General features: G+C 71.8%; 16 protein-coding genes. 4 read left to right on the top strand and 12 right to left on the bottom strand.

Annotated features, from left to right (window positions below):
• Positions 1-8 precede the first annotated feature (8 nt).
• Positions 9-1,460 carry a tyrosine-protein kinase domain-containing protein gene (locus tag QRN49_RS09875; protein WP_110864273.1) on the bottom strand — a complete coding sequence of 484 codons (1,452 nt, stop codon included), beginning with the start codon at positions 1,458-1,460 and terminating at the stop codon, positions 9-11.
• Positions 1,461-1,612: 152 nt separating this feature from the next.
• Here QRN49_RS09875 and QRN49_RS09870 point away from each other — a divergent pair, with 152 nt between their 5' ends.
• Both QRN49_RS09870 and QRN49_RS09865 read left to right on the top strand, forming a co-directional pair.
• Positions 1,613-2,335, top strand: a complete 723-nt coding sequence (locus QRN49_RS09870) for a CPBP family glutamic-type intramembrane protease (protein WP_284755451.1) — start codon at positions 1,613-1,615, stop codon at positions 2,333-2,335.
• Between the two features lie 74 nt (positions 2,336-2,409).
• On the top strand, positions 2,410-3,693 hold the full coding sequence (locus QRN49_RS09865) for a PP2C family protein-serine/threonine phosphatase (RefSeq protein ID WP_284755448.1): 1,284 nt from the start codon (positions 2,410-2,412) through the stop codon (positions 3,691-3,693).
• Positions 3,694-3,870: 177 nt separating this feature from the next.
• On the opposite strand, the gene QRN49_RS09860 is transcribed toward QRN49_RS09865, so the two are convergent.
• Positions 3,871-4,509, bottom strand: coding sequence for a TetR/AcrR family transcriptional regulator (locus tag QRN49_RS09860; protein WP_284755446.1), 639 nt, complete (start codon positions 4,507-4,509; stop codon positions 3,871-3,873).
• 206 nt (positions 4,510-4,715) lie between these two features.
• Here QRN49_RS09860 and QRN49_RS09855 point away from each other — a divergent pair, with 206 nt between their 5' ends.
• Complete coding sequence (locus QRN49_RS09855) at positions 4,716-5,576, top strand: SGNH/GDSL hydrolase family protein (protein WP_284755444.1); 861 nt, start codon at positions 4,716-4,718, stop codon at positions 5,574-5,576.
• A 32-nt stretch (positions 5,577-5,608) separates the two neighbouring features.
• The gene (locus QRN49_RS09850) at positions 5,609-6,103 is read left to right on the top strand and encodes a hypothetical protein (protein WP_284755442.1); all 495 of its coding nucleotides are present in this window, start codon (positions 5,609-5,611) and stop codon (positions 6,101-6,103) included.
• A 31-nt stretch (positions 6,104-6,134) separates the two neighbouring features.
• On the opposite strand, the gene QRN49_RS09845 is transcribed toward QRN49_RS09850, so the two are convergent.
• The 10 genes from QRN49_RS09845 to QRN49_RS09800 all read right to left on the bottom strand — a co-directional run bounded on the left by QRN49_RS09845 (position 6,135) and on the right by QRN49_RS09800 (position 20,760).
• The gene (locus QRN49_RS09845; RefSeq protein ID WP_284755440.1) at positions 6,135-6,806 is read right to left on the bottom strand and encodes a response regulator; all 672 of its coding nucleotides are present in this window, start codon (positions 6,804-6,806) and stop codon (positions 6,135-6,137) included.
• Complete coding sequence (locus QRN49_RS09840; RefSeq protein WP_284755438.1) at positions 6,803-8,125, bottom strand: sensor histidine kinase; 1,323 nt, start codon at positions 8,123-8,125, stop codon at positions 6,803-6,805. Before QRN49_RS09840 ends, QRN49_RS09845 begins: the two co-directional genes overlap by 4 nt.
• Positions 8,112-9,086: a CPBP family glutamic-type intramembrane protease gene (locus QRN49_RS09835; RefSeq protein ID WP_284755436.1), complete on the bottom strand. Its 975-nt coding sequence runs from the start codon at positions 9,084-9,086 to the stop codon at positions 8,112-8,114. Before QRN49_RS09835 ends, QRN49_RS09840 begins: the two co-directional genes overlap by 14 nt.
• Positions 9,087-9,239: 153 nt before the next feature.
• Complete coding sequence (locus QRN49_RS09830) at positions 9,240-9,731, bottom strand: SRPBCC family protein (protein ID WP_284755434.1); 492 nt, start codon at positions 9,729-9,731, stop codon at positions 9,240-9,242.
• A 109-nt stretch (positions 9,732-9,840) separates the two neighbouring features.
• Complete coding sequence (locus tag QRN49_RS09825) at positions 9,841-12,516, bottom strand: hypothetical protein (protein WP_284755432.1); 2,676 nt, start codon at positions 12,514-12,516, stop codon at positions 9,841-9,843.
• Positions 12,513-14,315 carry a S53 family peptidase gene (locus QRN49_RS09820; RefSeq protein ID WP_284755430.1) on the bottom strand — a complete coding sequence of 601 codons (1,803 nt, stop codon included), beginning with the start codon at positions 14,313-14,315 and terminating at the stop codon, positions 12,513-12,515. Before QRN49_RS09820 ends, QRN49_RS09825 begins: the two co-directional genes overlap by 4 nt.
• 158 nt (positions 14,316-14,473) lie before the next feature.
• Positions 14,474-15,031 carry an arsenate reductase/protein-tyrosine-phosphatase family protein gene (locus QRN49_RS09815; protein WP_284755673.1) on the bottom strand — a complete coding sequence of 186 codons (558 nt, stop codon included), beginning with the start codon at positions 15,029-15,031 and terminating at the stop codon, positions 14,474-14,476.
• Between the two features lie 2 nt (positions 15,032-15,033).
• Positions 15,034-16,368, bottom strand: a complete 1,335-nt coding sequence (locus tag QRN49_RS09810) for an adenylosuccinate synthase (RefSeq protein ID WP_017886319.1) — start codon at positions 16,366-16,368, stop codon at positions 15,034-15,036.
• A gap of 391 nt (positions 16,369-16,759) precedes the next feature.
• Entirely contained in the window at positions 16,760-16,924 is a 165-nt protein-coding gene (locus QRN49_RS09805; protein WP_156155336.1) for a hypothetical protein, read from the bottom strand.
• A 164-nt stretch (positions 16,925-17,088) separates the two neighbouring features.
• Positions 17,089-20,760: a S8 family peptidase gene (locus QRN49_RS09800; protein ID WP_284755426.1), complete on the bottom strand. Its 3,672-nt coding sequence runs from the start codon at positions 20,758-20,760 to the stop codon at positions 17,089-17,091.
• Positions 20,761-20,855 lie beyond the last annotated feature (95 nt).

The following is a 20,855-nucleotide window of genomic DNA, read 5'->3' as shown; positions in this document are numbered from 1 at the left end:
GGCCCCGTTCAGCGCCCGGCGCGGCGGAGCACGCCCAGCTTCTTGCCGGAACGCTTCGGCGGGTGCGTCGACGTGGTCACGGTGTTGTCGTCCTCGTCGTGGCCGTAGCTGTAGCCGTAACCGTAGCGGCCGTGGCCGTATGCGCCCGGGCCCTTCAGCGGCATCTTCGTCAGGACGAAGCCGGAGACCGGGGCCCCGACGTTCTCGAGGGTGGCGACGGCCGCGGCGAGCTGACCCTTCAGCGTCTGTCCCGAGGCGACCGCGACGATCGCGCCGGAGGCCTTCTTGGCCAGGATCGCCGCGTCGGTGACGGGCAGCAGCGGCGGTGCGTCGAACAGGACGTAGTCGAACTGCTGCTCGAGCAGGTCGATCAGGTCCTGCATCGCGCGCGAGCCGAGCAGCTCGGACGGGTTCGGCGGGATCTGACCGGCGGGCAGGACGACGAGCTTGCCGCGGCCCCAGGGGTGGGCCACGTCCTCCAGGTCGGCGCGGCCGATCAGCACGTCGGTCAGACCGGCGTTGCTCTCGACGTCCATGTACTCGGCGACGCGGGGGCGGCGCAGGTCGGCGTCGATCAGGATGACGCGGAACCCGGCGCTGTCCAGGGCGATCGCCAGGTTCGCGACGGTGGTGCTCTTGCCCTCGGACTGCATCGACGACGTCATGACGAAGGTGCGGGCACCGGTGCCGATGTCGAGGAACTGCAGGTTGGTGCGGAGCGTGCGGAACGACTCGGCACGGGGGCTGCGCGGGTCCACCTGCACGATGAGCGGACGTTCGGCGGCCTTGGCGTCGAAGGCGATCCCACCGACGACCGGCTTGTCGCTGATCTTCTCGACGTCGAGTTCGGTGCGGATCCGGTTGTCCAGGGTCTGGCGCAGCACGGCGATGCCGATGCCCAGGGCGAGCCCGACGAGCAGACCGAGCGCCACGTTGACGGGCACGTTCGGGCTGACCGGGACGCTCGGCACGTCGGCCTGCTTCACGCGGGTGAGCTTGACGGTGCTCTTGCCGCTCGCGTCGGTGGCCTCGATGTCCTGCACGACGTTGGTCAGGCTCTGCGAGGTCGCGTTCGCGATGTCGGCGGCCTGCACCGGGTCGGTGCCCTCCACCGAGATGGAGATGAGGGTCGTGCTCGTCGGCGCCGTCGCCGACACCATCGTCGCGAGCTGGTCCGCGTTCATGTCGAGCTTGAGCGACGAGATCACCGGCAGCAGCACGATCGGCGTCGACACCAGGTTCGAGTACGTCAGCACCCGCTGCTGGGTGAACGTGTTGCCCTGCGCCAGGTCACTGGCGCTGCCGGACGTCTCCGTGGAGACGAAGACCTGCGCCGATGCCGAGTAGACCGGCTTCTTCAGCAGGGAGAACCCTGCGGCTGCGGCCACTCCCACCAGGGCGAGTACGACGATCAGCACCCATCCCTTGCGGAGCACCGTGATGTAGTCGCGGAGTTCCACGCCTTTGCCTTCCCCGATCATGGCCGTCCCCGTGGTCCCGACACAGGCACGCCGGGGTACTCCCAGCGCACGGCATACAAATAGTGCCACAGGAACGAGTACTGCTCGGGGGAAGTCGCCATCCGCCGCGCGGTGTCCTCTACGGTGGCCCCATGCGCTCCGAGCCGGCCACGACCACCACCGAGCCCAGCGTGCGGCGACAGCGGGACCTCATCGTCATCCTCGTCGCACTCGGCGTCGCCGTGATCCTCACCCGGATCGTCGGACAGGTCACCCGGACTGGGGGCATCCCCTCGCCGGTCCTGCAGGTGCTCGGCGCGGACGCCGCCGTGTGGGTGCCGCTCGTCGTCGCGGCCGCCGTGGTGCTCCGTCGGACGCCGCGATCGGCCATGGCGTCGCGGCTGCGACTCGACCTGGGGATCGTGGTCTTCGCGATCGGCATCGTGATCGTGTGCCGCGCGGTGGACGTCGTCATGTCGCTCGCGTTCACGGGGACGACCGGGCTGGTCCCCGCGCCGTCCCTCGGCACGCCGGACGTCGGGCTGCTGCTCGTGTCGGCGATCGGCATCGTCGTCGTGAGCCCGGTGCTCGAGGAAGTGGTGTTCCGCGGGCTGTTCCAGCGCCGGCTCGCCGCCGAGCTCACGCCCCGCACCCGGTTCCTCGCGGTGCTGGTCACGGCGTTCCTGTTCGCGCTGCTCCACCTGCTGCTCGGTGCGGGTGGCACGTCGCTCGGCGGGTTCCAGGTGTTCGTGACCACGTTCCTGCTCGGCCTGCTCACCGGCACGCTCGTCGCGATGACCGACCGCATCGGCGGCGCGATCCTGGCGCACGTGCTGTTCAACGCGGTCGCGGTCGTCGCCACCTGGCCGCGCTGAGCGGCCAGGGCTGCGTCCCCAGATGGGGTCAGGGGCGGTCGCTCGGCAGCGCGGACCACTAGCCTGCACTGAGCATGACTCGCCCAACCAGCATCGTCGACAACCCTCTCGTCCGTCAGGCTCCGATCAGCGGCCTGTTGGCGCTGTCGGCGTTCCTGAGCGTCGTGATGCCGACGCTGCCGATCACCCAGCACCACCTGTTCGTCGCGAGTGTGGTGGGCGTCGTGGTCGCGACGCTGATGAGCGCGATCCCCGCACTCGTGCGCCGCGCGGCCTGGGTGGTGCCGGTCCTGCTCACCGTCGACTTCCTGACGATCGCGCTGCTGCGCACCGGGACGGGCTCCGGCTCCTCGCTGTTCACGGCGATCGTGGTGCTCCCGGTGGTCTGGTGGGCGTCGCTCGAGGGCCGTCGCACCGTGCTCTTCGCGATCGCGGGCATCGTGGTCGTGATCCTCGCCCCCTACGTCCTGACCCCGTCCGACGCGCCCGGCGCGGGTGAACTCGTCCGTCTGGGCATCCTCGTCGTCGTGTTCGGCACCGTCGCCGTCGTCGTGCACGAGCTCTCCCGCCGGGCCCGACGGAGTCTGCGGTCCGCCGAGGCGCGCGAGGGCAAGGTCCGCGCCGAGATCGACCGGGCAGCCGCGGTGCAGCGGTCCTTGCTCCCGACGACGACCGGCCGCATCACCGAGGACGTCGTCGTCGCCGGTGCCTGCCTGCCGGCCCGGAGCGTCGGTGGGGACTTCTTCGACTGGTACCCGACGCCGACCGGCGTGGCAGTGAGTCTCGGTGACGTCATGGGCAAGGGCGTCGGCGCGGGGCTGATCGCGGCCGCGGTGCGCGCGACCCTGCGCAGCGCCCGGACCGTCGAGGACCCCGGCGAGGCACTGAAGCGGGCCTCCGACGGGCTGACCGCCGAGGGTGTCGGTCCCGACCTCGCCTTCACCACGCTGTTCCACGCCCGGATCTCCGACGACGGCACGCTCCGTTGGGCCGATGCCGGGCACGGACTGAGCTTCGTCCTGCGGGCCGACGGGCACGTCGACCGGCTCCGGTCCGGCGACATGCCGCTCGGGCTCGGCATCCGCGAGGAGTGGGCGACGACCGACGGCACCCTCGAACCGGGCGACCTGCTCGTCTCGTTCAGCGACGGTGTGCTCGACCTGTACGACGACCTGGACGACACGATCGACTCCGTCGCCGCGATCGCCCGCGCCGGCCGCGATCCTCATGCGGTCGTCCTCGCGCTGTCGGCCCGAGCCGACGAGGTGCCGCACGACGACGACGTCACGGTGATCGCGATCCGCCGGCAGCCGGTCGAGGTGGACACCGAGCGACCGCTCGCGATGCACGCGGACTGACGGCGCGGAACGAGCGACCGGCGACCAGTGGGGAATGCACGGTCGTCTCGCGGCGATTGGTACGCGCCGCCGCTCGAACCCGAATCGTGCGGCGACGCGTGCAGACGGTGAGCGTCTGCCCTCGGACGCCCTAGCGTCCTCGGTCTGTGGGGGCGGCCCGACGAGCCACCCGGAGGGTCAACCGACCCGGGCGAGGTCCCAGACGGGCGGCACGTACGCGCGGGACCAGCCCTCGCGCAGGCGCGTCACGGCGCGGTCGAAGGCCTCGAGCAGGTCCATCTCCGGCCGCACCATGGACTGCAGCTGCAGTCCCTCGTAGGTCGCGAGCAGCTGCTCCGAGCCGCGGGCCGGCTCCATCGTGCTCGGCTCACGCCCGAGCAGGACGTCGCGCTCCAGGGCGTGCTGCACGAAGGCGTGGAAGCGTCGCCACCGGACGTGCAGCATCGGCGCGAGCGGGTGCTCGGGCGATGCCGCGATGTTCAGCGTCGCCGTCAGGAACCGCATGAGCGACGGGTCGGCCACGTTCGCGGTGACGATCGCGCGCAGGAACCGGATGGTGCCGTGCTGCTCGGCCAGGGGCATGAGCGGCACGGTACGGTCCTCGTTCCACCGGTCGATGGTCGCCAGCAGCAGGCCGTCCCAGCTCGGGAACGTGCGGCCGACGACGTCGGTGTCCACCCCGGCCGCAGCCGCGACGACGTCGGGGGTCACCTCGTGCAGCGGACGGGAACGCAGCGCCGTGATCATCCCGTGGATGACCTCACCCCGCAGGGCGGGGTCGTCGGGGGTGGTCACCGGCGGCGTTTCGATGTGCATGCATACACTGCACCAGCCCGACGCGCCCGCGCACAGTCCCCCGAACGGGAACGTGCGTTCCCCGGACAGCGACCGGATCGTGTAGCACGGGAAACGATCTGTCTGTCCGCGGAGCGCGAGCCGTGCGGCCCCCCAGACCTGGGGGACGATGACATGTCACGGAACTTCTAGGGTGGTGAAGTTCGCACCCGAAACGAAAGCTCACGTTGCCTCACCACCAGCGCTCCTCCCGCCTGCCCTTCATCGCCGCAGCCGCATCCGTCGCCGTCTTCGCTGGCACCCTGCTCGCCGCAGTCCCGAACACCGCGACCGCCGTGGAGGGAACCGGGACGAGCGCCCCCGCCCCCACGCCGACCGACGTTCCGGCACCGTCCCCGACCACGGAGCCGACGAGCCAGCCGAGCCAGCCGAGCGAGCCCACGCCCGTTCCGACCAGCGCCCCGGCGCCGAGCACCGCCCCGACGGCCACGCCGAAACCGGTGCCGACCCCGACGCCCGCTCCGACACCGAGCAAGCTGACGTTCACCTACGCCGGCGACTCGCTCACGGCCATGGACGCCTCGTGGATGCGGCAGCTGAAGGACCCGACGATGGCCAACGTCGGGGGCACCTCGATCGGAGGAGCCACCTCGACGCGGATCCTCGAACGGAGCTCGGCGCACGATGCCGACGTCCTCGTCGTGATGGCCGGCACGAACGACCTGCGCTACGGGTACAGCACGAAGTCGATCCTGAACAACATCGACAAGATCACGAAGAAGGTCGGCGCGCGCCACGTCGTGATCGCCGCGATCGCCCCGTCGAACATCACGAACTACAGCAAGAAGCACATCGACCGCCGCAAGCAGGGCGAGATCCTGAACCGCGACCTGCAGAACCACGCACTCACCCGCGGCTGGATGTTCGTCGACCCGTGGGCAGCCGACCGCCGGCTCGACGGCGGCTGGCCGTCCTCGCGCACCTACGACGGCGTCCACCCGACGGTCGCGATGTCGAAGAAGGTCTCGATCCGGATGCAGCAGGCGATCCACATCGCCGCAGAGGGCGCCAAGGGCGCAGCGGGCTAGCCCCCGGTCGCGTCGTGAGCCATACTCGCCCCATGCAGTGGGGACGGATCGCACCGGTCGTGGCACTCGTCGTGGTGCTCGGCGGCACCCTCGCGGGCTGCGCCCCCGAAGTCGGCAGCGGCACCGGCGCCCCCACGAACTCGAGCAACGACGACAACGTGCAGAGCACCGGGTGCACCGACTACGTCCAGCTGAAGACCCCGGCCGAACGCCGCGACGCCGCTGAACTCGTCGTCGACGCCGACGTCACCAAGACCGACCGCACCGTGGAACCGCAGGGCATCTACGAGGTGTACGAGGCGACGGTCACCGACGTCACGAAGGGTGACGCCGCCGCCCCCGGCGACACGATCCAGGTCATCAGCACCTCGGACCAGTGCGAGACGAGCGGCGAACCGGTCGAGTACCTCTCGGGCGACCCCCTCGCCGACGAGGGCACCTTCCGCCTGTACCTCTCCCACGACGGAGACGACGACGTCTGGCAGCTCGTCGTCCCCGGCGCCGCGGAGCCACGGCCCGCCGGCTGACACCGCAGCCCGCCGGCGGGCACCGGGGCCGCTACGACTGCTCCGGCACCGTCACGATCCGGTTCTGGTACGCCCACACCACGGCCTGCAGCCGCGACCGCACCCCGAGCTTCGGAAGCATCCGCGCCAGGTGCGACTTGACGGTCGACACCTCGAGCACGAGCGCAGCGGCGATCTCCTCGTTCGACATCCCCTGCGCCAGCAGCAGGAGCACCTCGCGCTCGCGGGCGGTCAGCACGCCGTCGGCCCGGTCGCCGGACACCGGCTGCAGGCTCCGCCGCGACACGAACTCCCGCAGCACCCGCCGGGTCAGGGCCTGGTCGAGCGTGCCGTTCCCGGCGGCGACCTGCCGGACGGCGCCGACGATGGTGTCCGGCTCCGCGTCCTTGAGCAGGAACCCGGAGGCCCCGGCCTCGAGTGCCCCGAACACGTAGTCGTCCAGGTCGAACGTCGTCAGCATGAGCGCGGGGATCGCCGGATCGGCGTCCGGCGCGCAGAAGATCCGGGCGAGTTCGATGCCGTTCATCACCGGCATCCGGATGTCCAGGCAGGCGACGTCGGGTCGCGTCTCGCGCGCCAGCGCGAGCGCCTCGCCGCCGTCGGCGGCCACGCCGACCACCTCGATGTCCGGCTCCGCACCGAGGAGCGCGGACACCCCGGCGCGGACCAGGGGCTGGTCGTCCGCGACCAGCACGCGGATCACGCGACCACCCCGGTGCCGTCGGCGGCCTGCGCGGGTGCGGCAGGTGCCTCCCGGCCGAGCGCCAGCTCCACCAGCCATCCGCCGGTCGCGGTCGGGCCGGTCTGGAGGCGCGCCCCGACCAGGTCCGCCCGCTCGCGCATCCCCCGCAGGCCGTTGCCGCCCGAGGGAGAGGTCCCCGCTGCCGGCACGGTGGCCGGTGCGTTCTCCACCCGGATCACCACCCGGGTCGCGTCGCGGTCGTCGATGGTGACGGTGCACGGGGCGGACGGGGCGTGCAGGGCGGCGTTGGCCAGTGCCTCCTGGACGGTTCGGTACGCGGCGAGCTGCGCGAGCGGGCCGACGCCGTCGGCCAGCGGACGCTCCCCCGGCAGCACGTCGAGCCGGACGTCGCTGCGGAACCGGGCGCGTTCGGCCAGGTCGACGATGCCGGCGACCGTCTCGACGGCGCGCTCGGCAGGGGCGTCGTCGCGGAGCAGGCCGACCAGGCGGCGCAGGTCCTCGAGCACGGCGGTGCTCTGCTCGCGGACCTGGCGGGCGCCCTCGTGGGCACGCTCCGGGTCCGCGTCGATCTGCCGGTCGATGACGGCGGCCATCAGTGCGATGCCGGACAGGTGGTGCGCGGCGATGTCGTGGAGCTCACGGGCCATCGCGGCACGTTCGCGGGACACCGCGGCGTCGACCAGGGCGTCCTGCTCACGGTTCACGGCGCTGGCCTCGGCGGTGCGGGCGACGCGGACCTCGCGGCGGGACTGCACGAGCAGGGTGACCAGCAGGGGCAGGCCGACCGCGCCGATCGCCTGCAGCACGCCCTGCCCGAGCGAGCCGGACACGGCGGCCGTGGTGTCACCGGCGACCGCCAGCACCACATTGCCGGCTGCCACCAGGGCAGCGGCGACCACGAGTGTCGGCCAGAGGCGGGCCAGCGGGACGCGGAGTGCGGCGAGGACGACGGCGACGACCACGGGCAGTGCGGTGAGGCCGAACAGGTCGGACGACGCCGGGGCGAGCGCCGCGACCACCACCGTCAGGGCGGCGACCACGATCAGGACGGTGCGCGGTGCCCGACGGGCGGCGAGCAGGGCGGCCGACTGGGCCAGCAGGCCGAGGGCCAGGACGGTCCAGGCGGCCGAGAACACTGCAGGGACCCCCAGTGCCAGGGCGGGGCCGTCCGGTTCGAGGGCGTCCAGGGGCGGCAGGCCGAGCAGCAGCCCGAGTGCGACGACGGCCGTGCCGAGGGCGACGAAGACGTCGACGCGGCGGGCGCGCTGTGCTGCCGGCTCGGCCGGTGCGCGCAGCGCGTCGTGCTCAGCGGGTGCCATCGTTGGATCCTACGAGGCGGGCGCGGGTGGGGACCGGTGCGTCGAGGGGCAGGGCGCGTCGGGCGGGGTCGTAGCCCAGGCGGCCACGGGTCACGGCGAGCAGCACCACGGCGGCGATCGTCGACATGATCGTCAGGCCGATCATCAGCGTGCCGGCGGTCATGCTCGGGTACATCTCGGGGAACAGCGTCGAGATCGTGTTGTTCACGCCGACGTGCAGCAGCAGGGCCAGGGGCAGGCTCTCGCGGGTCTTGTTGAAGACCTGGATCATCACGACGTTGAAGGTGATGGTGAACAGGGCGAACACGACGGGCTCGCTCCAGTGCGCGTTCGGCCAGCCGCCCCAGTCGCTGAAGTACAGCGGCATGTGCCAGAGCGCCCAGATCGGGCCGAGGATCGCTGCGGCGCCGAGGCCTCCGAAGCGGTGCTGCAGGCGGGGCAGGGCGAAGTCGCGCCAGCCGGGCTCCTCGCTCAGGCCGGTCGAGAACAGCTGGATGATCAGGCCGGGCACGAGCATGGCGAAGGCCAGGGCCGAGGGAGCCCGCACGTCACCACCGGCGAACGGCAGCGCGGACACGACGATCAGGGCCGGCACGACGACGAGCGCCAGCGCGTACCAGTACCAGGCGACCCGCCAGCGGAACAGCCGTCCCACCCAGCGGCGGAGCCCCGCGTGACCGTCGGCGACCGCGGTGACGATGAACGCGCTGCCCAACGGGCCGAGGAGCGCACCGGGCAGGACGCCCGTGAACTGCGCGCTGCCCAGGACCTCGGGGAAGTGGATGTCCCACACGCCCATGCCGTGCGGGGACAGGATGTACGGCACCCACGCGAGCCAGCTCAGGCCGAGTGCCATGGTGAAGAAGGACGTGAGCGGGTGCCGGGCGATGGGGCCGCGGACACCCCCTCGGTCGCGGGCTGCGGTGCCGGCGGTGGGCCGGACTTCGGTGGTGTTCGTCATGCAGACGACGCTAGGAAGCCGGGCGCTCGGGGACGACCGGCTTCGGGATGCACCTGCGGGAGTTCCATCGAAGGATGCAAGTGCCTTTCGCTCGGTTCGGCACTCCTGAACACGCCGTCGTCGTGCGCAGACGCCGGCGTCTCGCGGGTCCGGTCAGGCAGCGCGCTGGGCGGCCACGTGGGCCAGGACGACGGGGTCCTCGCAGCCGCGGGCGAACCCCAGGATGCGCCGGTCGATGTCCCGCTGCAGCACCAGCACGCCGATCCGCTCGGCGATCGGCGCGAGCCACTTCGGCCGGCACGTGAAGTTGTAACGCCAGACGGCCAGGGTGTGTCCGCGCTGCCCCTCGGCCGCCGTGAAGCGCCAGCCCCCGCCCATGCGCTCGAAGAACCACGAGCCCTTCGTCATCTTCATCCCCACGTTCGACGGCGGGTGGTACGAGACGTACTCGCTCTCCATCGCCAGCCCGAACCGCTGGACCGTGTACGTCCGGACGCCCTTCGCCGGCACGGTCGCACCGTCCATCAGGTACTGGCGGCGGATGAAGGGGTCCCACCGCTTCCGGATCGCCCCCTGTGTCTGCGAGACGGCGAAGGCCACGTCGGGCTCGACCGGGACGACGCAGCGGGACTCGACGACGGGCATGAGTCATCCTCGCACGTGGCGGTCGCGCGGGCCTCCCCCACGCGGCGGACGTCAGGCCCGGTGCCGACCGGCACCGGGCCTGACGTCCCGCGATCCCGCGGGCCTGCGGTCAGCGCACGCGCCGTCGACGCCGCAGCGCCACCATCGCGGTACCCGCACCGAGCAGGAGCACCGCCGCGATGAGGCCCGGCAGGAGCGAGGCACCGGTGAACGCGAGGTCTCCGCTGCCCGTCCCGATGCCGTTCGTACCGCTCGTACCGGCCGGGCTCGTGCCGTCCGGCGTCAGGGCACCGGGAGCCGCTTCGTTGCCCGGGCCTCCGGCTGCGCTGCCGCCGCCCTGCCCGCCATTCCCGCCGTTCGCGGGCGGATCGACCTTTGCCGTGGTGACCACCGCTGCCGACACGTCGGCTGCCAACCCGGCGGGGTCGCTCAGGTGCAGCGCGGTGACGGTCCGGTCCCGCCCGCGGGTCCGCTGCTCGTTGAGCACGACCTTCCCCAGCCCGCCGGGCAGGGCGATCCGGGTGTTCGCCCGGATCGTGCCCGCCGGGATGGTGGTGCCCGCGATCTGCCCACCCGCGGTCGTCACGGTGGCACCGCCGTGGGTCACCCGGACACGGACGTCACGGAGCTCGCCGGCGATGCTCGTGCCCGGGTAGAGGACGACCCGTTCGAGTCGGACCTCGCCGCGGTCACTCGCCGACCGCACCGTGACCCCGTCGACACGCAGCTGTCCGGTGGCGCCGTCCCCGACCTCGTCCGCCCGCTCGGTCACGGTGGTGCCGTCGGCGGCGGGCGCAGCGACGGGTTGTGCCGGGACGTCGCTCGGTCCGGATGCCCGGAGCGCGAAGGCGTGCCAGCGTGCGATGGCCGGGTCGTGCGGCTCCGGTGTCGGCGTGGTGCCGCCCCCTCCCGGGGTCGGGTCCGGGGCGGGCTGCGCCGCCGCCAACGTCACCTGGCCGAGCAGCACGTCGGGGTGCGTCCCGGTCAGGTCCTCGTAGCGGAGCGCCGTGAGCGTGACGGTCCCGTCCGGGTTCTCGGTCCGTTCGCCGATGTGGACGCGGACCCGTTCGGTCCCGTCCGGGGCGAGCCCCGTGTACAGGTCGGTGGCGGTGTTGATCCACACCCCGTTGACGAACACGGCGTTCGACTCGTCGTCGAAGGAGACCGTCATCGTGCCGGCCGCCGTCACCTCGGCGTGCAACCCGTTCACGCGGAGTGCCGGCCAGCGGTAGGCGGCGACGGGGTCGGTGGCCTCGTCCGGGATCTGCTCGAAGTGCCCGACCGAGATGGTCGCGGTGTCGCCGTCGTCCCCGATCGCCGCCGTGACGTCGGTTGCCCGGGCGGGGTAGCCGGCGGTCGCGTCGATGCGGGCGGCGGAACGGTGTTCCCCGGCACTGGTGACCCGCGGCTGCGGGGCGACCAGCGCCGTACCGTCCGTCCCCCGGACGCCCACCCCGAAGGCGGCGGTGACCCGAGCGTCCGTCGGGCTGCTCGCCCTCGCCGGGATCGTGACGGCGCCGAGCCGCACGTCGGGGTGCGCCCCCGTCAGGTCGCGGTAGTGCAGCGCGGTCAGGGTCGTGCTGCCGTCCGCGTGCACCGTGCGCTCCCCGAAGGCCACGCTGACCCGCTCCTTGCCGTCAGCGTCGACGCCGGTGTACAGGTCGGTGGCGGTGTTGATCCACACCCCGTTGACGAACACCGCGTTCGACTCGTTCGCGAAGTCCACGGTCATCGTCCCCTCCGGCGTGAGGTGGGCGTCGAGGCCGTACACGCGCAGCGCTGGCCAGCGGTACTCCGCGACCGGGTCCGAGGCCCGGTCGGGGATCTGCTCGAACGAGTCGAGGTGCACGTCCGAAGTACCGTCCGCCGCAGTCGAGACGGTGACCCCACGTGCGGTCGACGGGGAACCGTCGGCAGCGTCGACCCGGTCGGCGGTGCGCTTCGCGACGCCGGTCACCGTGGGCTGCCCGTCGATGAGCACGGTTCCGTCCGGGGCAGTCACCTGCACACCGCTGACGCTCCGGGTGGCCAGGGCGTCGCCGTGGGCCGGGGTCGGCTGCGGCGCGGGATCAGGCGTCGGAGCCGGGGTCGGGGTGGGCGTCGGCGTCGGCGTCGGGGTGGGTGCCGGCCAGCGGTCACCCGCCGCGCAGGAGACCGATCCGGCACGGACGCGCCAGATCTCGGAGGCACCGGCTTCGGCGTCGATGCGGAGCGCGACCGTCGTCGTGGTGCCGTCGGCGGCCGTCGTGGTGCTACCGACGACGACCTTGGTGGCGCCGTAACGGGACTCCGGCAGGTCGCGGCTCCACCCGGGCGTCGCGGTGGCCTCGGTGGTGACGTCGTCGCCGTTGATGGTCAGGCGGTCGAACGACACCGCGGGGGTGCCGCCGGGAGTGCACGCGGCGCGGAGTCCGGTGAACACGACGGGGGGACGATCGCGCAGGGTGAACTCCCCGCTCGCGATCGTCGAGGTCGCCCCGTCCGGGCCGGCCTCCGAGCGCAGACCGCTCGTGCGGGTGGTGTTGAGCTTCAGGACGTCCTGCGTCGTGTCGACCCGGGCCACCGTCGGGTCGCCCGAGTCCCAGCGCACGGCCGGGGTCGGTGCGGTGAGCGTGCCACCGTCGATGTCGGTCAGTTCGACGCCCGACGCGGCGGCGAGGGTGGCGCCGTCGGCCGCGGTGTCCGCGCTGGCCGGCAGCGCGAGCATGGGCGCCACGAGGCCGATGCCGAGCAGCGCCGAGGCCGCGAGCGCGATGACGGAACTGGTGCGTGGACGATCGGTCATCGGCGGGCCTCCTCGGCGAACGCGGTGAAGAAGGCGCGGCCGGCGGGGACGCCGACCCCGGTCACGTCGTCCCAGCCGGGTGCGGACCGGAGTCCCTGCCGACCGGTGTCCCAGAGGAACAGGGTCTCGGGCCACAGCGCTCCGGCATCGGGCCCGCGCGGCGACCAGGTGGCAGCGGAAGCGGGGCGGACGTCGCGGACGGCGTCGGTCCCGAGCATCTCGTAGAGCATCGGCGTGACGAGCCCGATCCGGACCCCCGTGGCGGCCTTGGCCATGGCGACCATCGAGGCGACCATCGGGGTCGCCAGACTCGTGCCGCCGTGCGTGACGTAGCCGGTCACGCCCTTGTGTGGCCCGTACACGACGAAGCCGGTGTTGGGGTCGCCGATCGACGCGACGTCGGGGACGAGTCGCCCGGTCCCCGGTTCGTCGAGCAGCTGGCGCTGCCACGTCGGTCGGCCGTAGACGTCGGACTGGCCGCCGCCGGCGCCGTACGCGAAGCCCGGCGGGATGAGGGCACCGTTGCGCGCGAAGCGGGTCTCGGTCTCCCAACCAGCCTCGACCGCGACGGAACCGTCACGGGCGAGCCCGGTGCTGGTCGCTCCGACCGCGGTCACGTACGGGCTGGACGCCGGCGACGACACGTCGGGGCCGGAGTCGTGGTCACCGACGGCGCTGTTGTCGCCGTCGTTGCCAGAGGACGCGAACACCGAGATGCCCCGGGCCCCCGCCTCGACGAGCACCCGGTTCAGCAGCGTCCGGTCGTCCGCGGTGTCCAGGTCCTCGGTGGACCCGAACGACAGGCTGATGACGTCCGCACTGCCGTGTTCGACGACGTCGAGGATCCGCGAGAACAACGAGGTGGTGCTGCAGTCGTCGGCACCCCAGTACTCGATGTCGGCGTCGGGGGCCATCGCGTGCACCGCCTGCACGTCGAGGTGCTGCTCCTCTGTCCAGCTCTGCGGCCCGCCGCAGCGGGAGGTGTCCGGCGACGCCGGAGCGTGGTGCTGGTACTGCCCCGAGCGGAACGGCTGGGCGCCCGCCGCCCGGAAGTAGGTGTCCGTGTTCGCTTCGACGTCGGGGTCGTCGTAGGCGGCGACGATCGCTATGGTCGCGCCGCGTCCGGTGTACCCGGCCGGCACGTCGTGGACCTCGCGCAACTGGCCCGGCTGGTACCCGCACAGCGCGTTCGATCGGTGCGTGACCGGCACCGATGCGGGCCAGTCCGTCGTGAGGCGCTCGCCCCACCATGCGGCGCACTGTCCGTCGTCGGCCAGGACCGGCGGTCGCGGGACGGTCTCACCCGGTGCCGGGGTGGGTGCCGCCGCTGCTGCAGTGGTCGTCTCGGTCGGTCGGACGGCGTCAGAGTCAACGGCTCCGGACACGCCGACGACGGCGGTCAGCCCGCGTGGCACGGCGAGGGCGCGGACCGGTGCCACGGCGCTCTGTCCGGCGACGTCCCACCGCGTGAAGGAGGTGTGGAAGGCGTCCGCGATGCGCGCGGCCGTCCCGCGAACGGGCAGGGATGCGATCGAGCGCTCGACGGGGCCGACGTGGAGCCCGGCACCGCGCAACCAGGTCGCCACGGCCGGGGCGCGGTCGAGGTGCACGGGGTCGAGGAGGACGGTGAGGGACAACTCGTCGGCGGTCACCGGGTCGCCGCGCTCCGCGTGTGCGGTCCAGGCGGGGACGGAGTCCGCGAGCGGTCGGGCGGGCGAGGGCGGTGCGGGGCGCACGAGGAGCGCGCCGGGGATGATCACGGCGAGCGCGAGCGCACCGATGAGGAAGCGTGGACGCATGGGTTCCTGATCTGCTGAGAGGCGGGGACGCAGCGCTGCGCGCTGCCACAGCGACCTTACATGCAACTGAGAATCGTTATCACTCGCAGAACACGAGCAGTCCAGACAAACGGGAGGCCCGGTGTCAGCTGACACCGGGCCTCCTGTCCGTCAGGGGGTCAGACCACGGCGCGCAATGCGTCCGCGATGCCCGTCAGGGCCACGTCGATCTCGTCGGCGACCCGCTGGTGGGTCGCCGTCGAGCGACGGTAGGGGTCGTCCACGTCGTCGTCCGCCGGGTCGGCGGGCGGCGGGACCGTTCCACGCAGCCGCGCGACACGCTCCACGAGTTCCTGCGGGGTCGTCACGTCGGCCAGGTCACCGGGCTCGAGGCCGGCGAGCACCCGCGCGAACTGCTTGATCGTGAAGGTCCGCTTGGATGCCCGCGGCGCCAGGGAGACGGCGGCCGCACGGTGCGATCGCTCGGCGGTCAGCACCAGGTCGGCGCTCGCGACGATCTCGGCCGTCAGGTACCGCGACCGGTGGGCCGACGGGTCACCCCCGAGCCGGACGGACTGCTCCGCCGCGGCGCCGTCCATCGCGGCACCGTCGTCGGCGATGGTGCCGGCCGACTCGACCACGAACGCGGGGGCGTCCGGGCCGAGTCGTGCCGTCAGGACCTGCGCGCCGAGCGGCGACCGGCAGATGTTGCCGCTGCAGACGAACAGGATCCGCATCGTCACGCTGCGTCGGTGCGCTCGCCGGCGCGCTGGTCGGCACGCTCGTCGTCGCCGAGCAGGTCGTGCCGCACGACGATGGCGTCACGGCCGGGGCCGACACCGATCGCGGAGATCCGTGCGCCGGACATCGCCTCGATCGCCAGGACGTAGTCCTGCGCGTTCTTCGGCAGGTCGTCGAAGGTGCGGGCTCCGGTGATGTCCTCGGTCCAGCCCGGGAACTCCTGGTACACCGGCTTCGCGTGGTGGAAGTCGGACTGGTTGACCGGGACCTCGTCGACGCGGACGCCGTCGACCTCGTACGCGACGCACACCGGGATCGTCTCGAGCCCGGTCAGGACGTCGAGCTTGGTGAGCACGAAGTCGGTCACACCGTTGATGCGTGCCGTGTAGCGGGCGATCGGGGCGTCGTACCAGCCACAGCGGCGCGGGCGGCCGGTGGTGGTGCCGAACTCGAAGCCGTTGGCGCGCAGGAACTCGCCCGACTCGTCGAACAGCTCGGTCGGGAACGGACCGGCGCCGACGCGGGTCGTGTACGCCTTGACGATGCCGATGATCCGCTCGAGCTTGCCCGGGCCGATGCCCGAACCGGTCGCGGCGCCACCGGCGGTCGCGGACGACGAGGTGACGAACGGGTAGGTGCCGTGGTCGACGTCGAGCATGGTGGCCTGGCCGGCTTCGAACAGGACGGTCTCGCCGCGCTCGAGCGCACGGTGGATCTCGAGGGCGGTGTCGGCGACCATCGGGCGCAGGCGCTCGGCGAACGAGAGCAGCGACTCGACGACTTCTTCCGGGTCGATCGCACGGCGGTTGAAGACCTTGACCAGCAGGTGGTTCTTCTGGTCGAGCGCCGCCTCGACCTTCTGGCGCAGGATGTTCTCGTCGAAGATGTCCTGGATCCGGATCCCGACGCGGTTGATCTTGTCGGCGTAGGTCGGGCCGATACCGCGACCGGTGGTGCCGATCTGGCGCTTGCCCAGGAACCGCTCGGTCACCTTGTCGACGGTGCGGTGGTAGTGCGTGATGACGTGGGCGTTGGCCGACACGAGGAGCTTCGAGACGTCGACGCCGCGGGCACGCAGGGCGTCGAGTTCTTGGAACAGCACCTCGAGGTCGACGACGACGCCGTTGCCGATGATCGGGGTCACGCCGGGCGTCAGGATGCCGGAGGGCAGCAGGTGCAGGGCGTACTTCTCGCCGCCGACGACGACGGTGTGGCCGGCGTTGTTGCCGCCGTTGAACTTCACGACGTAGTCGATGCGGGAGCCGAGGAGGTCGGTGGCCTTCCCCTTGCCCTCGTCGCCCCACTGGGCTCCGATGATGACTGCTGCGGGCATCTGGTTCTCCTCACGTTGGCGGAGGACCGCACACGGCCGTCCGGGCCGGTGGTCCACCCGAGTCTATCGGCTGGTCACCTGCGCGTCACCCGCTGTGACGTCCTGTGGACGGCGGGCCGCTTGTCCACATCGAGCGCACCTCGATGTCCGTCCGGATCGGTCGGAGCACGGTCGGACGCGACCAGATCGGCAGGGCCGAGGACGCGGCCGGCGGCACGATCGGCGAGTGACGTCCGAGACGTCACCGGAGACGAACGGGCGCGTTCCGCTCAGCGGCAACGCGAAGCGTTGCGCGGGGCGCGCCGACCGAGCCTGCGAGGGAGGGGTGCCAGCTGGCACCGCGCCTCCCGTCTGTCCGCCGGTGCGTCCCGAATCGCCCGGCCGACGCGGATCAGCTCCGGAAGAAGTCCTGGTACGACGGGTCGCCGACGGGCTGGGAGTGCCCCGGCTCGGCCAGGCGCTGCTCGATCATGGCCTGGATGACGTCCGGCGGGGTGAGTCCACGACGGCGCCACTCGACCGGGTTGGACCGGAGCTGGTTCAGCGTGCTCTGCATGGGAGCCACACTGGCACCACTTCACTAGTTTGTCTAACTACCTGTCCCGAACACGCGTTCAGGAGGCTGCCCCGCGCTTGGTGAGCAGAAGAGGTCGGATCCCCACTCGGGACCCGACCTCTTCTGCTCACCATGTGGCGCGTGAACCGCGCGTGCTCCCTGTCCTAGCGGCGCGTGACCTTCGCGGTCGCCCCGGACTTGGCCGTGCCGTCCTTGTACCCGGAGGCATGGGCCGTCACCTGCACGCTGACGCGGTGCCCGACGTCGGACGAGCCGAGCTTGTACTTGGTACCCGTTGCCGACTTGACGACCTTGCCGTCACGCAGCCACTGGTACTTGTAGGTCGCCTTCGTCGTGCTCCACGTGCCGTGCTTCGCGGTGAGGGTCGAGCCGACCTTCGCCGTCCCGCTCACCGCGACCTTGCTCCCCTTCGCCAGCGCGAGCTTCGGCGGGACCACGTTGATGGTCGACGTGTCGGCCTGCTTGCCCGCCGCGTTGTCGAGGTGGAGCAGCAGCACCGTCGCCTTGGTGACACCCGAGGCACGGGTGACCGTGAGCGAGTCGGCGTCGGCGAACAGCACGCCGGTGGTGCCGTCCTGCGAGAACGACAGCTTCGGCTTCGACGGGTCGAACGTGGCCGTCTTCGTCTCGTCCACGACCGAGGAACCGCTGGTGGCAGCACCCGGGGCGTAGGCCGACTCCGTCAGCACGGTGTAGTCGAACTTCTTCGACGAACCGATGGCCTTCGCAGCGACGGTCAGCACCTTCACGGAGCTGTCGAAGGTGTTCACGTCCTGTCCGGGCGCACCGCCGTTGAGCGGCTGGACGTCGACGACGGGGTCGACGTCGGGGTCGTCCAGGGCGGCCTTCGCCAGGTCGACCGTCGTGGCGAACGTGGCGTCCACGGCAGCCGACTTCGCGTTGTACACCAGGAAGTCGGGCTCGCCGTCACGGTCCGTGTCGATGAGGACCTCGACGTTGGTCACGGCTCCCGGGTTCGCGTCCGGACCAGCGGTCTGCACGCCGAACGCCAGGGTTCCCGACGCCTTGTCGTACGACGCACCGTAGGAACGGACGTCGGCCGCCTGCAGCGAGCGCGTCGCCGAACCCTCGGGGAACGCCTGGGCGGGGTCGGTGCCGCCGAGCACGAACGGAGCGACGGCGGCGTGGTAGCCGGTCGTCAGTCCGCCCTGGTCGAGCGTGCGGCCCTTGAGCGTCAGCGAGGCCGACTTGCCCGGTCCCGTGAACGAGACCGTGGTCCGGGCCCGCACAGCGCTGACGGGCTTCGGGGCCACGTAGGCCCCGAGGCGCATCGGGTTGAGCGAGCTGTCGGTCGGCGCGAACGCCACGATGCCGGAAGCGGCGGCCACGAACTCGCGCTGGTAGCCCTGCTGGACGGCCTCCTGGGTCGGGTCGATGACCCGGCGGAGCTTCGTCGCGTCGGCGACCGAGAACGTCAGCGTGACCGACGCGGTGCCGTTGGCGGGCACCGTGACCTGCTTCGAGCTGAGCGCGAAGGTCACACCCGGCTGCGACACCTGCGGCTGGTACGACACGTTGTACGTGTGCGCCGTGCTGTCGGTGTTGTCGATCTGCAGGGTGCGGGTCTCGCTCGTCCCGCTCGCGACCTCGACGACGCCGAACGACGCGGTGACGAGCTGGTCGTTCTCGGCACTGCGGACCGTGGTGCCGGCGGTGACCGCCTGCAGTGCGTCCACGCGACCGGTGCCCTGGCGGAGCAGGGTGGCCGAACGGTTGCCGTCCTTCACGTCGTGCGTCGCCGTGTTCATCAGGGCCGCCTTGACCTGCGGGGCGGACCATGTGGGGTGCGACTGGAACGTCAGCGCCGCGATGCCCGCGACGTCCGGCGTGGCCATGGAGGTACCGCTCATCGACATGCGGCCGTCACCGGTGCCGTTGGCCGCGGAGATCACGTTGACCCCGGGGCCGGCGATGTCCGGCTTGACGATGTCGTCGAACGATCCGTGCACACCACGGCTGGTGAACGACGCGAGCGTGTTCACGGCGTCCGCCTCGATGGCGACCTCGAAGCCCTTGAGCTCGTCCGCGAAGCGCACGTGCAGGGTCCCCGCCTTGGCGGTGGCCTGGAGGCTCGCCACGCTCTTCGCGGTCAGCTCGGCACCCGGGATGGTCGCGTTGCCACCGATGCCGGATTCGAACGTGTCGAGTGTGCCCGCCAGCAGGACGCCGACACCGCCAGCGGCCTGGACGTTGCCGAAGCGCACGGCGGAACCGCACTCGAGCGCGGCGTCCGTCCACTTCAGCCAGACGACCTTGCCCTTGATCTTCGCGGCGTCGGCGGCGCTGAACGCTGCACAGCCGTCGATGTTCGCGGTCGGGACGACGACGTCGCCCTCGACGGGCAGGGTCCCCTTGAAGTTGGACGAGTACTGCGAGCGGTAGGTCTTCGCGACGTCGGCCGGTGCGGTGACCTGGACGCCGTCGTACAGCGACTGGCCGGTGGCGCTCGCGGCGACGGTGAGCGCACCCTCGGCGTTGCCCGGCGAGCCACCGATGTCGGTGAAGTCGTCGGCGTTGCCCGAGGCGATCACGGGGAGCACGCCGCGAGCGGTCAGTGCGTCGATCTTGGCGTTGTCGGGGTCGTCCGGCGCGCCGTAGTCGGAGCCGAGCGACAGGTTCAGGACGTTGATGTCCTTGCCCTCGGTGAGCGCCTGGCCCACCCAGTCGAGCGCGGCACCGGTGACGTCGGTCGAGCCACCGTTGTCACCGAAGACCTTCAGGGCGTACAGGCCGGCCTCGGGCGCGGTGCCCGGACCGATCCACATGTCCTGCACCTGCTGCGTGGTGAGCTTGGTGTAGTCGCCGTCGAACTGCTGCTTGTCGGCGGTCAGGCCGTAGCCGGCGATCGAGCCGGACACGTGCGTGCCGTGGTCGCCGCCCTTGCCGTCGATCGGGTTGTCGTCGGGAGCCGGCACCGGGTCGTAGGCGTCCGGGTCCGACGGGTCGGCGTTGTAGGTCGCACCGGCGAAGTCGTACCCGCCGAGGAACTTCGACGCGTCGTACAGGCTCGGGTCCGGGGCGCCACTGCTCGCGTTCGCCAGGGCCTGCTGGTACGCCTCGGTGGTGCCGGGGCCACCGAAGTCGGCCTGCGTGTAGTCGAGACCGGTGTCGAGGACGGCGACGTTGACGTCCTTGCCGGTGTGCCCGGTCTGCTGCCAGGCGTTGAGCGAGCGCGTGTAGACGTCGCTCGCGGCGTTCTTCGGCGCGACGCCGTCGGCGCCGGGCTGGACCAGGCTGGGGTCGACGCCCGAGGGAGCGGCGTCGGCGTTCTCGTTGACCGTCGGCTCGACGATCTTCTTCGGCGTGAGCGGGATGATGCTCTCGACGTCGGAGCGCTCGGCGATCTGCCGGAACGCGTCGACGTCGGCGACGACCGCGACGCCGGGGACGGTGTACTCGGTCGAGTAGAGCTCGGTCGCGTCGGCGTCGGCGCGCTTGACGGCCGACCGCACCGCGGCGACGGTCGACTGGATCGCCTCGACGCGGTTCTTGGCCGCGGAGGACTGGGTCCGCGACTTCGTCAGGTCCCCGCCCTTCGCCTTGGCGTCCACTTCGAGGGCACCCTGGCCGGTCGTGCGCACGAACGCGGCGACGGTCTTCGTCGGCTTGGCGTCACGGAGCGGGGCGGAGAGCTTGAGGTCGGCCACCGAGATCCCGGCCGGAGCCGCGGAGGCCGCGCCCCCGACTGCGAGACCGCCACACGCGAGGGCCGCGACGGCGATGCCGGCGGTCAGGACGCGGGTGAAGCGATGGGGGGTTGGGTTCGGGTCGGTGTTCGGTGTTGCACGGTTCAAAGAGGGCACTCCTGGCTCAGTCCGTGGTTCGCATGAGATTCCTGTGAAGCTATGCGTTCGTTCTCAGGGAAGACAGTCCGCACTTTGGGGGACTC

The organism is Curtobacterium sp. ME-Dv--P-122a, from assembly GCF_030209645.1.
Lineage (GTDB): Bacteria > Actinomycetota > Actinomycetes > Actinomycetales > Microbacteriaceae > Curtobacterium > Curtobacterium flaccumfaciens.
Note: the sequence above shows the minus strand (reverse complement) of the source record. Positions and strands in the feature narration are given on the sequence as shown.